We start from the raw sequence: 13781 nt of genomic DNA, 5'->3' as shown, positions 1-13781 counted from the left end.
ATTTAAAGGCGTCCTACCGTCCAGGTCAAATGTGCCATTACCCTTGACAGCGGAAAAGAGACGCTTTTCATCACGACAAGGCAGTTGACTCAAGACATAGAGCAGGAATTATAGCATTCTCCGTGGTAAGGAGATGATCTGCCCGTCCCCGTTGGGATGGCCTCCAGGGGAAGTGAATGTTCGCAATCATCGGCATCGTCGTGACATTCGTCAGCGTCATCGGCGGTTATGCTGCGCCAGGCGGCCATCTCAGCGTTCTGTTCCAGCCCTTCGAATGGTTGATCATCATCGGCGCGGCAGCCGGGTCCATGCTGCTGGGCAATCCGAAATCTACCATCGTCGGCATCGCCAAGAATATCGGTCTGGTGTTCAAGGGCGCCCATCACGGCAAGGACGACTACATCGAACTGCTGTCGGTGCTGTACGCCGTGTTCAAGCTGGCCAAGACCAAGGGCGATCTGGCCCTGGAAAGCCACGTTGAAAAGCCGGACGAGAGCCCGCTGTTCGGCAAGTTCCCCAAGTTCAGCTCCGACCACCACACCCGCACCTTCTTCTGCGACTACCTGCGGCTGCTGACGCTGGGCACCAGCAACGCCCACGAGCTTGAATCCATCATCGACGGCGAGCTGGAAGCCCATCACAAGCATTATCACGAGATCGCCCACGCGGTGAACCTGATGGGTGACGCCATGCCGGCGCTGGGCATCGTGGCCGCGGTGCTGGGCGTGATTCACACCATGGGCTCCATCACCGAGCCGCCGGAGGTGCTGGGCCACCTGATCGGCGCGGCGCTGGTGGGCACTTTCTCGGGCGTGCTGATCTCGTACGCCTTCGTGGCGCCCATCGCCCGCAATATGCAGCTATGCTTCGATTCCGACCATTACTACTTCCTGGCCATCAAGGCCGGGCTGCTGGGACACATGCAGGGCTACGCCCCCCAGGTGTCCATCGAGTTCGCGCGCAAGATCCTGCCCGACGAGCTGCGCCCGACCTTCCAGGAGCTGGAAGAGACCGTCACCAACCTGCCTCCCGATTGAGCCATAGGAGCGGCTGGACATGGCGGAAGGCGGTCAGCAGATCATCATCAAGCGAGTCAAGAAGGTGGCCGGCGGCCATCACGGCGGCGCCTGGAAGGTGGCCTATGCCGACTTCGTGACCGCCATGATGGCCTTCTTCCTGCTGCTGTGGCTGCTCAACGCCGTCACCGAGGAGCAGTTGACCGGCGTGTCCAACTACTTCGCCCCCACCATGGCCTCCAAGAGCGCGTCGGGCGCCGGCGGCCTGCTGGGCGGCAAGGTGATCGGCGAGGGTGCCCAGGTCTCCAACACCTCGTCTCCCAGTCTGGTGCAGCACCTGCCCCCCGCCTCCATCGGTCCGGGCGGCGAGGATTTGACCGGCTCCAAGGAATTCGAGCCCGAGAACCCGGGTGAAAGCAATCTGGGGCCGGGCCAGGGTGCGGGTCAGGGCGAAGGACAGGGTGCCGGCCAGGGCAAGGACCGCGCCGGCATGTCCGAGCAGGAATTCAAGGAGGCCATGGCCCAGCGCGAACAGCAGAAGTTCGACAAGGCCAAGGAAGTGCTGGAAGGCGCCATGAAGGGCATTCCGGAGATGAAGCAGTTCCAGGGCTCCATGCTGGTGGACAACACGCCCGAGGGCCTGCGCATCCAGATCACCGACCAGGAAGGCCTGGCCATGTTCCCATCGGGCTCCAGCGCGCCTTACGGCCACACCAGGGCCATGCTCGATCTGGTGGCCCGCGTGGTCAAGCAATTGCCCGACAACCGTATCGCCATTTCCGGTCATACCGACGCCATTCCCTTCCGCGACCCCTCCGGCTACACCAACTGGGAATTGTCCGCCGACCGCGCCCTGGCCAGCCGCCGGGCGCTGATCGCCTCGGGCGTGCCGGAAAGCCGCATCGACCGCATCGTCGGCCGCGCCGACCAGGAGCCGCTGGACAAGAACGATCCCAAGGGCCTGCGCAACCGCCGCATCAGCATCATCCTGCTGCGCGAGAACGACCTGGGGCCGGTGGATTCCCAATCCCTGTCGGTTCCCATGAAGGGCACCACTCCTCCGGCCAAGCGCTAGGCGGCCGCCATGGCGATGCCGCCCACCCCGTTCTCCCGCATCATCGACAACACGCCGGAATGGGATGATCCCTGGGGCCAGCCCCGCTACTACATGGGCATCACCGCGCGGCGCATCTATGCCTACCTCATCGATCTGGTGGTGGTCGGCCTGCTGCTCGGCATGATGTGGATCGCGGCGATCATCGTGGGGGCCCTGACCTTCACCCTGCTGTGGCCGGTCATGCTGCTGCTGATCGCCCTCACCCCCATCGCCTACCACACCCTGACCATCGGCGGCCCCCGCGCCGCCACCTTGGGCATGCGGGCGGCCGGGATTCGGGTGATGTCGGTGGGAGCCAACGCCTTCGACGACAACGGGCGCCCCAGTCTGCTGCAGGCCGCCGTCCAGACCGTCTGCTTCTATGGCTCGGTGGCGGTGACCTGCTGGCTGATCTTGGGCGTGGCCCTGTTCAATCCCCGGCGGCGGACCGTGCACGACATGCTGGCCGGGACGGTGGTGGTCAACGATCCGGCCCAATGGAGCGGCTGAATCAAGGGGCTGGCAGCGACGGGCGCCGCCCCCTATATGTGAGAAACCGGACGGTTCAGCCGGGATTATGGGTAACGGGTTTCCATGGATCATTTTCCGCTTAAACGGCCGCACTTCTTCTTCACGACGGCGCCCCTGCCCTGCCCGTACGTGTCTGGACGCCTCGAGCGCAAGATCGTCACCGAACTGAACGGCACCGACGCCGAAACCCTGCACGAGGCCTTGTCCCGCGCCGGATTCCGCCGCAGCCATTCCATCGCCTATACCCCCGCCTGTCCCGGCTGCAAGGCCTGCATTCCGGTGCGCATCGTCGCGGAAGAGTTCGAGCCCGACCGCACCATGCGCCGTGTCGCGCGCGCCAATGGCGGGCTGGTGGCCCGCGCGGTGCCGGCCCGAGCCACCGCCGACCAGTTCCGCCTGTTCTCCCGCTACCAGGAATCGCGGCATTCGGGCGGCGACATGGCACTGATGGGGTTCTACGATTATCGCTCCATGGTCGAGGACAGTCCGATCGACACCTTCATCGTCGAATTCCGCGATACCGAGGGCAATCTGGCGGCCGCCTGCCTGTCGGACCGCATGAGCGACGGCCTGTCGGCGGTCTATTCCTTCTTCGACCCCGATCTGGCGTCCCGCAGCCTGGGAACCTTCATGGTCCTGTGGCTGGTGGAGGAGGCGCATCGCCTGGGCCTGCCCTATGTCTATCTCGGCTATTGGATCGCCGAGAGCCGCAAGATGTCCTACAAGACCCGCTTCCAGCCGCTGGAGGCCTTCGGTCCGGACGGATGGAAGCTGCTGGAGGCTTAAAAGCCCGGCCCCGGTTCGGAAGTCCACAATTGGCCCCCCCAGGGAGCCCATGCCATCATTTCCGGGGGAAACGGCGTATAAGCCGGACCCCGCATCGTGCTCGACAGGGAGCATCCATAGGGGAACGGGAGGAATCGGCGTTGAAACCACTTCTGGCACTCAGTTCGTTCATTGACCGCATCAATGAACGGGTCGGGCGGAGCGTCTATTGGCTGATCCTGCTCATGGTGATCGTCAGTTCCGGCAACGCCACCATCCGCTACATCTTCTCCACCAGTTCCAATGCCTGGCTCGAGGTGCAGTGGTACCTGTTCGCGACGGTGTTCCTGCTGTGCTCCGGCTATACCCTGCTGCGCAACGAGCATATCCGTATCGACGTCATCGCCGGCCGCCTGTCGCGCCGCACCCAGATATGGATCGACATCCTGGGCACCCTGCTCTTCCTGTTCCCCATGGCCATGCTGATCCTGACGCTGTCCTGGCCCATGTTCATGAAGTCCTTCACCATGATGGAGATGTCGTCCGACGCGGGCGGCCTGGTCCGCTGGCCGGTCAAGCTGATGATCCCGGCGGGCTTCAGCCTGCTGATGCTCCAGGGCGTCTCGGAACTGATCAAGAAGATCGCCATCCTGACCGGCGACCTGCCCGACCCCGGTGATCAAGGCCACCACCACCACACCGCGGCGGACGGAGAAGCGGTATGACCCAATTCCTGATCGCCAACATGGCGCCGCTGATGTTCGCGGCGCTGGTGTTCTTCCTGCTGATCGGCTACCCGGTGGCCTTCGCGCTGGCCGCCAACGGCATCATCTTCGGGTTGGTGGGCATCGAACTGGGGCTGCTCAACGCCCATCTGTTCCAGGCGCTGCCGGAGCGCGTGTTCGGCATCATGCGCAATGACACCCTGCTGGCCATTCCGTTCTTCACCTTCATGGGCCTGATTCTCGAGCGATCGGGCATGGCCGAGGATCTGCTGGACACCATCGGCCAACTGTTCGGCCCCATTCGCGGCGGTTTGGCCTATGCGGTGATCTTCGTCGGCGCCCTGCTGGCGGCGACCACCGGCGTGGTGGCGGCCTCGGTGATCTCCATGGGGCTGATCTCGCTGCCCATCATGCTGCGCTACGGCTATGACCGCCGCATCGCCTCGGGCGTCATCGCCGCCTCGGGCACCCTGGCCCAGATCATCCCGCCGTCGCTGGTCCTCATCATCATGGCCGACCAGTTGGGCCGCTCGGTGGGCGACATGTACCAGGGCGCTTTCATCCCCGGCTTCGTTCTGACCGGCCTTTATGCCGGGTACATCTTCCTGGTCACCCTGATCAAGCCGGACTTCGCCCCGGCCCTGCCGATCGAGGCCCGCTCGCTCCGGGGCTTTGCGCTGCTCAGCCGGGTGATCTTCTCCCTGGTGCCGCCCCTAGTGCTGATCTTTCTGGTGCTCGGCACCATCTTCCTGGGCATCGCCACCCCCACGGAGGGCGGCGCCATGGGGGCGGCAGGGGCGATGATCCTCGCCCTGGCCAAGCGTAAACTGGACTGGAACCTGATGCGTCAGGCCATGGACACCACTGCCAAGCTGTCATCCTTCGTGCTGTTCATCCTGGTGGGGTCCACGGTGTTCGGCCTGGTGTTCCGCGGCGTCAACGGCGACCTGTGGGTCGAACACCTGATGAGCAGCCTGCCGGGCGGCAAGCTGGGCTTTCTGGTCGTCACCAACGTGCTGATGTTCGTGCTGGCCTTCTTCCTCGACTTCTTCGAACTGGCCTTCATCCTGGTCCCCCTGCTGGGGCCGGTGGCCGAGAAGCTGGGCATCGACCTGATCTGGTTCGGGGTGTTGCTGGGCGTCAACATGCAGACCTCGTTCATGCACCCGCCCTTCGGCTTCGCGCTGTTCTACCTGCGCAGCGTGGCCCCCAAGGCCGATTACATGGACAAGATCACCAACAAGCTGACGCCGAAAATCACCACCGGCCAGATCTACTGGGGCGCGGTGCCCTTCGTGATCATCCAGATCATCATGGTCGGTCTGGTCATCACCTTCCCCGATCTGGTGACCGGCGGAATCGACAAGGCCAGCGCCGTGGATACCTCGAAAATCCAGATCGAGGTGCCCCAGGGTGAATACGGTGGCGGCATGTACGGCCAGCCGGACGCCGAGGCCAAATGAAAAAAGCCCCGGAACCGCAAGGTTCCGGGGCTTTCCTTATGGAGAGCCCTACTTCTTGGGAATGCCGTAGAGCATGAAGTTGTCGAAGCCGGCTTCGGCGACGCTGAACCAGGAACGCTGCTCGATCAGGTAGGCGTTCCAGTGGTCGTAGACCTTCTTGAAGGCGGGATTGACCGCGCATTCCTCGGCATAGGTCTCCTGGGCCGCCTTGTAACAGGCCAGCATGATGTCCTTGGAGAACGGGCGCAGCTGGGTGCCGGCACCGATCAGGCGCTTCAGGGCCGGAGGATTGAGCACGTCGTACTTGGCGCTCATGTCCATATTGGCCTCGGCCGCCGCCGCCTCGAACACCGCCTTGTAATGCTTGGGCAGCTTTTCCCATTCCGCCTTGTTGACCAGGGCCGAGACGCAGGGACCGCCTTCCCACCAACCGGGGTAGTAGTAGTAGGGGGCAACCTTGTTGAAGCCCAGCTTCTCGTCGTCATAGGGGCCGACCCACTCGGCGGCGTCGATGGTGCCCTTCTCCAGGGCGGGATAGAGATCGCCGCCGGCGATCTGCTGCGGCACCACGCCCAGCTTGGTCAGCACCTTGCCGGCATAGCCGCCGATGCGGAACTTGAGGCCCTTGAGGTCGTCGACCGTCTTGATCTCCTTGCGGAACCAGCCGCCCATCTGGGTGCCGGTATTGCCGCAGGGGAAGTTGACGATGTTGTACTTGCCGAAGAACTCACGCATCAGCTGGAGGCCGCCGCCATGATACAGCCAGGAGTTCTGCTGGCGGGTATTGGCGCCGAACGGCATGGAGGCGTCGAAGCCGAAGGTGGCGTCCTTGCCCACATAGTAATAGCTGACGGTATGGCCGCATTCGACGGTGCCGTTCTGCACGGCATCCAGCACCTGCAGACCGGGAACGATTTCGCCGCCGGCGAACACGCGGATCTGGAACTTGCCGTCGGTGGCCTCGGCCACCCTTTTCGCCAGCACTTCACCGGCACCGTAGATGGTGTCCAGGCTCTTGGGGAAGCTGGACGCCAGGCGCCACTTGATCTCGGGCATGCTCTGCGCGATGGCCGGGGCCGCGATCGTGGTCGATGCGGCGGCGGCTCCCACGGCCGCTCCGGTCAGAAATTTACGTCGCTGCATTAAAGTCTCCTCCCAAATTCACGCCGGTTGATCCGGTTCAGGTGGAAATTATCCTACACCAATGCAAGGGGGACGCAACGCGACCGGCCATTTCGGAAAACCGCAATCGGCCGGTCGGGTACACCCGGTGAATGGTCTTGCGACCTCCCTCACCTTCGTCATCGCCGGACTTGATCCGGCGATCCACGTGGTGCCGCCGGAAAGGCGTGGATGGCCGGGACAAGCCCGGCCATGACGGGACCTTGGAGATTTAGAAGGTGTTCAGCTGAACCGGTTGTTACGCGGGAAACCGGTGGGCGGCAGACGGCCGACCGAAGCGCGCTTGCCCAGCCAGGGGGTAAGATCGGCCTCGGTCCGCACCCGGTCGCCCAGGTTCCAGGTCAGGCCCTGGGCCAGGGTGAAGACCTTGATGTCGGCCATGCCGCCGTCACGGTACTTCTGCAGGATCACCCCCCTGCCCCGGCTCATCACCGGGATTTCGTCCGCCATGAACACCAGCAGCTTGCGGTTCTCGCCGATCACCGCCACCGCGTCGCCCTCGAACGGCAGGCAGAACTTGGCCTTTTCGCCGGGGCCGCAGTTGAGGATCATCTTGCCCGCCCGCGTCTGGGCCAGGACTTCGTTCTCCTCGACCACGAAACCGCGATCCGAGTTGGTGGCCACCAGCAGCTTGCGGCCGGGCTTGTGGACCATCACGCCGGCGATATCCACATCGCCGGCCAGATCGATCATCAGGCGCAGCGGCTCGCCATGACCGCGCCCCGACGGCAGCTTGTCGCCGCCGATGGTATAGAAGCGGCCGTCGGTGGCGAAGACCAGGATCTTGTCGGTGGTCCACGCCTTGAGCAGATGCCCGAGTTGATCGCCCTCCTTGAACTTGAGGGCATCGGGATTGTCGGAATGGCCTTTAAGCGCCCTGATCCAGCCCTTCTCGGACAGGATCATGGTGATGGCTTCGCGCTCCACATAGGCCTCGATAGGTACCACGACGGACGAAGGGGCCTCGCCCAGCTCGGTGCGGCGCTTGCCGAGCGCGGTGGCGCCGCCGAAGGCCTTGCGGGTCTCGGCGTTCTGGGCGGCGATGGTGGCCCAGCGGCGCCCCTCATCGGCCAGCAGGGCCTCAAGATCGGCCTTTTCCGCCGAAAGTTCGGCGTGCTCGGTCTTGATCTCCAGTTCCTGCAGCTTGTTCAGGGAGCGCAGGCGCATGTTGAGGATGGCCTCGGCCTGCACCTCGGACAGCTTGAAGGTCTTGATCAGCTCGGCCTTGGGTTCGTCGGCGAAGCGGATGATCTTGATGACCTTGTCCAGATCGGCATAGACCTTGAGGAAGCCCTCCAGCACCTCGAGCCGCTTGGCGATCTTCTCCAGGCGGAAGCGGGCACGGCGCTCCAGCACCACCATGCGGTGGTCGAGAAAGGCGCGCAGCACTTCCTTCAGGTTCATGACGCGCGGCACCGACGTGGCGTCCAGCACGTTCATGTTGAGCGAGAAGCGCGATTCCAGGTCGGTCTGGCGGAACAGTTGCTCCATCACCAGCTCGGCCTCGACCGTGCGGTTCCTGGGCTCCAGCACCAGACGGATGTCCTCGGCCGATTCATCCCTGATATCGGCCAGCAGGGGCAGCTTCTTCTCGGACAGAAGCTCGGCGATCTTCTCGATCAGCTTGGCCTTCTGCACCTGATAGGGAATCTCGGTGATGACGATCTGGTAAAGGCCGTGGGACAGCTTTTCCACCGCCCACTTGGCCCGCACCCGGAAGGCGCCCTTGCCGGTGCGGTAGGCCTCGGTGATCGCCGCGCTGGTCTCCACCAGCACGCCGCCGGTGGGGAAGTCCGGGCCGGGCATGTGGGCGATCAGCTCGTCCACATCGCAATCGGGCTTGGCGATCAGGTGATCCAGCGCGTCGCAGATTTCGCCCAGGTTGTGGGGCGGGATGCTGGTGGCCATGCCCACCGCGATACCGGCCGAGCCGTTGGCCAGCAGGTTGGGAAACGCCGACGGCATGACCACCGGCTCTTCCTCGGTGCCGTCATAGGTGGGACGGAAGTCGACGCTGTCCTCGTCCAGGCCTTCCATCAGGGCGGCGGCGACCTCGGTCAGCTTGGCCTCGGTGTAACGCATGGCCGCCGCGTTATCGCCGTCGATATTGCCGAAATTGCCCTGCCCCTCCACCAGGGGATAGCGGACGGCGAAGTCCTGGGCCAGACGCACCAGGGTATCGTAGACCGCCACGTCGCCGTGGGGATGGTACTTACCGATGACGTCGCCGACCACGCGGGCGCACTTCTTGAAGCCGCCGCTGGGGTCCAGCTTCAACTGGCGCATGGCGAACAGCAGACGGCGGTGCACCGGCTTCAACCCGTCGCGCACATCGGGCAGCGAGCGCGACACGATGGTGGACATGGCATAGGCGAGATAGCGCTCGCCCAGGGCCTCGGCGAGCGGCGTGTCGCGGATATCGCCGGTAACGGCGGGCTTGGTCATTACAATCCTCTGGCTTTTAAGGCCAGATATAGTACCCGATGCAGCGGGAGGGTCAACCGGTCGTGGCGTCCGCCATCCTTTTCCACTGCCGCCAGCCCTTGGGCGTCAGCAGGGCATGGGCGAAGAAATCGAGGCCCTCGGCCACGTATTCCTCCAGGTCGCACTGATCCTTGAGGCGCCAGTGCTTCAGTGCCCAGCTATGGGCGAAGGTGACCAGCTGGTAGGTCACCAGTTCCACGTTGACCTCGCGCATCAGCCCGCACCGGATGCAGTCGGACAGACAGGCGGCGATCATGCCGTTGGTCTCGATCTCGCAATCCTTGATCAACTGGCGGCGATCGTCGGGCAGCGATTTGGTGGAGCGATAGGCGAGAACCGTGGCCTCGCGCCGTTGGTCCACCACCCGGCAATAGGCGCGGATGGCCGCCTGGAAACGCTCCAGCGGGTCGGAAAGCCCCTCCAGCGCCGCCGGAATCTCGTGCTTATAGGATTCCAGCACCGACAGCAGGGCGAGCAGCAGCACGTCCTCCTTGTCGCTGACGTACTGGTAGATCAGCCCGGCGGAGACGCCCGCCTTCTTGGCCACGTCCTGGATGGTGGTGCGGTAGAAGCCCTGATGCGAGAACAGCTCCACCGCCGCCGCGATGATCTGGCCGCGCCGCCGGGTGACCAGCGCCTCGTCGCTGACCTGGGCCTTGACGTCGTGAACCGTACCCGGCTTGTTGTCCATTCAGCGTTCCGCCCTTCCCATATGCCCGTCATTGCCGGGCTCGACCCGGCAATCCATGGATGCCCGGATCAAGTCCGGGCATGACGATGTCGGGGAAATCTGCGTTCCCGACTACTCCGCCCCTACCCGCCCGTCAATCCCTACATCAACTCCCCGCCCGCCACGGCGATGCTTTGGCCGGTGATGGCGGACGAACCGGGCAGGCACAGCCAGGCCACCGCCTCGGCCACCTCTTCCGGCTTGATCAGGCGCTGCTGCGGGTTGGCGGCCACCAGTTGGGCCAGCGCGTCCTGGCGCGTCCTACCGGTCTTGGCGACGATATTGGCGATGGTTTCCTCGACGATATCCGTCTCGGTATAGCCGGGGCAGACGGCGTTGACGGTCACCGGCTTGGCGGCCAGTTCCACCGCCAGGGCGCGGGTCATGCCGATCAGCCCATGCTTGGCGGCGCAATAGGCGGCGCAATAGGCCATCCCGGTCAGCCCCGCCGTCGAAGCCACGTTGACCACCCGGCCCCAGCCCGCCTTCAGCATGTCGGGAAGCGCCGCCTGGGTGCAGAGAAAGGCACCGGTCAGGTCGGTACGCAGGATATCGTTCCACAGGGACAGATCGGTTTTGGCAAAGGGCGCCGCCTTGGCGATACCGGCATTGTTGACCAGGACGGCGATGGGACCGAAGGTTTGGGCGGCCTGGGCGAAGCCGGACTGAATGGCCTGGGCGTCGTTGACGTCCACGGCGATGCCCTGGGCCCGGCCGAGCCCGGCCATGTCGCCGGCGGCCTTGTCCAGCCGGCCGGCATCGCGGCCGGTGATGGTGACGGCGGCCCCCAGGGCCAGCATCTGGCGGGCGATGGCGGCGCCGATGCCCCGCCCGCCGCCGGTAACCAGAGCGTGTCGGCCGGCCAGCGGCCTTGCGTCACCCATCATGGGCTCAATCCTTCGTAAACCTTGGAGGCGATCACCAGCTTCTGGATCTCGCTGGTGCCTTCATAGATACGCAAGGCACGGATCTCGCGGTAGAGTTGTTCCACCGTCATGCCGCTGATCACCCCCAGGCCGCCCCAGATCTGCACCGCCTGATCGATGACCATCTGGGCCTGCTCGGTGGCCCACAGCTTGGCCATGGAGGCCTCGCGGGTGACGCGGCCACCCTTGGTATCCTTGGTCCATGCCGAGCGGTAGATCAGCAGGGCCGAGGTGTCCACCGCCACCGCCATATCGGCGATCTTGGCCTGAATCAGTTGGAAATCGGCCAGCTTGGAGCCGAAGGCCTTGCGCTTCAGCGAACGGGAAACCGCCTCGTCCATGGCACGCCGCGCGAAGCCCAGGGCGGCGGCGCCAACCGTGGTGCGGAACACGTCCAGCACGCTCATGGCCACCTTGAAGCCGTCGCCGGGCTTGCCCAGCATATTGGCGGCCGGCACCCGCATGTTCTCGAACCTGAGCGAGCCCAGGGGGTGGGGCGCGATGACGTCGATACGCTCGGAGACCGACAGGCCGGGCGTATCGGCATCCACCACGAAGGCCACCAGATTCTTGGCCCCCGGCTCGTCGCCGATACGGGCAAAGACGGTATAGAAATCGGCCAGCCCGGCATTGGAAATCCAGGTCTTGGCACCGTCGATGACGTAATGGTCACCGTCCGGAACCGCCCTGGTGCTCATGGCCCCCACGTCCGAGCCGGCGTCGGCCTCGGAAATGGCGAAGGCGGCGATGGATTCGCCCGTTCCCACCTTGGGCAGGTAGCGGGCCTGTTGCTCCTGGTTGCCGAACAGGGTGATGGCGGCACTGCCCAACCCCTGCATGGCGAAGGCGAAATCGGCAAGACCGGCGTGGCGGGCCAGGATTTCGCGGCCCAGGCAAAGCGCCCGCACATCGAAATCCTTGGCCCGCCCGCCATGGGCGGCCGGAATGGCCGCCCGCAGGAACCCCGCCTTTCCCAGAGCCGTTACCAGGCGTCGGGCGGTCTGGTCCATGGCGGGGCCATGCGCCTCGTCCTCGGGACACACCCCTGGGAGGATGGTGTTGGCCCAGTCCTCAAGCGACGCGGCGAACGCGCGGTGGGACTCGTCGAGAAAGGGCCAGTCGAGGAACGTGGCATCACTCATGGTATTTTTCCCTCAGGCGCCGGGCGGGGGCTTCTGCCCCCTTGGCTCCTTCGCTGCGCTACGGGCCGCTCAATGCTCCCGCGCTCGTTTCACTCGCTCGAACCTTAGTTGCCTTCGAAGATCGGCGCCTGCTTGTTGGCGAAGGCGATATAGGCCCGCTCGAAGTCCTTGGTCTGCATGCAGATGGCCTGGGCCTGGGCCTCGGCCTCGATGCACTCGCCCAGACCGTGGTTCCATTCCTGCCACAGCATCTTCTTGGTCATGGCGTGACCGAAGGTCGGGCCGGTGGCCAGGGAGTGGGCCAGCTTGTTGGCGGCGTCCAGCAGTTCCTCCGGGGCATGGAGCGAGTTGTAGTAGCCGACGCGCTCGGCCTCCTCGCCACCCATGGCACGGCCGGTGTAAAGCAGCTCGGCGGCGCGCGACAGGCCGATCAGGCGGGGCAGCAGGGTGCAGGCGCCCATGTCGGCGCCGGCCAGACCGACACGGACGAACAGGAAGGCCACCTTGGAGCGCGCGGTGCCCAGGCGGATGTCCGAGGCGCAGCCCAGCATGGTACCGGCACCGGCGCAGATGCCGTCGATGGCGGCGATGATCGGCTGGGGCGCATTGCGCATGGCGCGCACCGCGTCGCCGGTCATGCGGGTGAATTCCAGCAGCTCGGGCATGTCCATCTTGGTCAGCGGGCCGATGATCTCGTGCACGTCGCCGCCCGAGCAGAAATTGCCGCCCGAACCGGTGACGACCACCGCCTTGACGTCGTCGGCATAGACCATGTTCTCGAACAGATCACGGAGTTCGCCATAAGAATCAAAGGTCAGCGGATTTTTTCTGTCAGGACGGTTGAGGGTGAGCGTCGCCACCTTGCCGTCCACTTTCCAGTCGAAATGGGTGGCCTTGTACTCGGCTGCCTTGAACTTACGCATGGGATTGTCCTCTTGTCTCGATGTTGCGAAGGGGGCCCTTAGCCCACCATGGTGATGCCGCCGTTGACCGACAGAACCTGGCCGGTGATGTAATCGGCGCGGTTGGAAGCCATGAAGACGATGGAATCGGCCACTTCCTGCGGCTGGCCGAAGCGGCGCATGGGAATGACCTTGAGGAAGGCCTCGAGGAACTTTTCCGGCTCGGACTTGAGCAGCGGGGTGTCGGTCGGGCCGGGGCAGATGGCGTTGACGTTGATGTTGTAGCGGGCACCCTCGCGGGCCAGCGCCTTGGAGAAGGCGATCAGGCCGCCCTTGGCCGCCGAATAGACGCTTTCGCCCAAGGACCCGACGCGGCCGGCGTCGGAGGCGACGTTGACGATCTTGCCGGTCTTCTTCTCGATCATCATGGGGAAGAAGGCGCGGATCAGCTCGATGGGACCCGACAGGTTGAGGCTCATAACCTTGGCGATGAAGGCGTCGTCGTTGTCGACGAACGGCTGGATATGGCCCCAGCCCGCCACGTTGCACAGGATGTCGAGGCGGCCGCGGGTGGCGAGCACATGCTCCTTCACCTTGGCGATATTGGCCTTGTCGGTGACGTCGAGACGCACGAACTCGGCCTTGAAGCCCCGGGCCTTCAAGCCGGCCGCCGCCTTCTCGCCGGCTTCGACGTTGATGTCGGCGATCAGCACGTCGGCACCCAACTCGGCCATGGAGGTGACGGTGCACAGGCCGATGCCCGACGCACCGCCTGTGATCAGGGCGACTTTATCCTCGAACTTCATTTCCTTGCTCCTT

At 64.6% G+C, this 13781-nt stretch carries 13 protein-coding genes; 6 read left to right on the top strand and 7 right to left on the bottom strand.

Going from position 1 to position 13781, the window contains the following annotated elements:
- Positions 1 to 176: 176 nt before the first annotated feature.
- From motA to CP958_RS22245, 6 genes are all read left to right on the top strand, one after another.
- Complete coding sequence (gene motA, locus CP958_RS22270) at positions 177 to 1037, top strand: flagellar motor stator protein MotA (protein WP_096704397.1); 861 nt, start codon at positions 177 to 179, stop codon at positions 1035 to 1037.
- 19 nt (positions 1038 to 1056) lie between these two features.
- Entirely contained in the window at positions 1057 to 2091 is a 1035-nt protein-coding gene (locus tag CP958_RS22265) for a flagellar motor protein MotB (protein ID WP_096704396.1), read from the top strand.
- Between the two features lie 9 nt (positions 2092 to 2100).
- A complete protein-coding gene (locus CP958_RS22260; protein WP_096704395.1) occupies positions 2101 to 2622 on the top strand; it encodes an RDD family protein in 522 nt (173 codons plus the stop codon).
- Positions 2623 to 2706: 84 nt separating this feature from the next.
- Positions 2707 to 3429 (top strand): arginyltransferase, encoded by a 723-nt coding sequence (locus CP958_RS22255; RefSeq protein WP_096704394.1) that lies wholly within the window; start codon positions 2707 to 2709, stop codon positions 3427 to 3429.
- 140 nt (positions 3430 to 3569) lie between these two features.
- Positions 3570 to 4133 carry a TRAP transporter small permease subunit gene (locus tag CP958_RS22250; RefSeq protein ID WP_096704393.1) on the top strand — a complete coding sequence of 188 codons (564 nt, stop codon included), beginning with the start codon at positions 3570 to 3572 and terminating at the stop codon, positions 4131 to 4133.
- Positions 4130 to 5596, top strand: a complete 1467-nt coding sequence (locus CP958_RS22245) for a TRAP transporter large permease subunit (protein ID WP_096704392.1) — start codon at positions 4130 to 4132, stop codon at positions 5594 to 5596. The genes CP958_RS22250 and CP958_RS22245 overlap by 4 nt, the downstream gene beginning before the upstream one ends.
- Positions 5597 to 5644: 48 nt before the next feature.
- Here the strand turns inward: CP958_RS22245 and CP958_RS22240 are convergent, their stop codons facing one another.
- The 7 genes from CP958_RS22240 to CP958_RS22210 form a co-directional block, all read right to left on the bottom strand.
- Positions 5645 to 6739, bottom strand: coding sequence for a TRAP transporter substrate-binding protein (locus CP958_RS22240; protein ID WP_096704391.1), 1095 nt, complete (start codon positions 6737 to 6739; stop codon positions 5645 to 5647).
- A 261-nt stretch (positions 6740 to 7000) separates the two neighbouring features.
- On the bottom strand, positions 7001 to 9223 hold the full coding sequence (gene parC / locus CP958_RS22235; protein ID WP_096704390.1) for a DNA topoisomerase IV subunit A: 2223 nt from the start codon (positions 9221 to 9223) through the stop codon (positions 7001 to 7003).
- 52 nt (positions 9224 to 9275) lie between these two features.
- On the bottom strand, positions 9276 to 9953 hold the full coding sequence (locus CP958_RS22230; RefSeq protein WP_096704389.1) for a TetR/AcrR family transcriptional regulator: 678 nt from the start codon (positions 9951 to 9953) through the stop codon (positions 9276 to 9278).
- A gap of 140 nt (positions 9954 to 10093) precedes the next feature.
- A complete protein-coding gene (locus tag CP958_RS22225) occupies positions 10094 to 10879 on the bottom strand; it encodes an SDR family NAD(P)-dependent oxidoreductase (protein ID WP_197706443.1) in 786 nt (261 codons plus the stop codon).
- Entirely contained in the window at positions 10876 to 12060 is a 1185-nt protein-coding gene (locus tag CP958_RS22220) for an acyl-CoA dehydrogenase family protein (protein ID WP_096704388.1), read from the bottom strand. Before CP958_RS22220 ends, CP958_RS22225 begins: the two co-directional genes overlap by 4 nt.
- Positions 12061 to 12164: 104 nt before the next feature.
- Positions 12165 to 12983, bottom strand: coding sequence for an enoyl-CoA hydratase family protein (locus CP958_RS22215; RefSeq protein ID WP_096704387.1), 819 nt, complete (start codon positions 12981 to 12983; stop codon positions 12165 to 12167).
- A 38-nt stretch (positions 12984 to 13021) separates the two neighbouring features.
- Positions 13022 to 13768 carry an SDR family NAD(P)-dependent oxidoreductase gene (locus CP958_RS22210; protein ID WP_096704386.1) on the bottom strand — a complete coding sequence of 249 codons (747 nt, stop codon included), beginning with the start codon at positions 13766 to 13768 and terminating at the stop codon, positions 13022 to 13024.
- Between the last annotated feature and the right edge of the window lie 13 nt (positions 13769 to 13781).

It is taken from the genome of Magnetospirillum sp. 15-1 (assembly GCF_900184795.1).
Taxonomy (GTDB): domain Bacteria; phylum Pseudomonadota; class Alphaproteobacteria; order Rhodospirillales; family Magnetospirillaceae; genus Phaeospirillum.
This window is presented reverse-complemented; position numbering and strand designations above follow the sequence as displayed.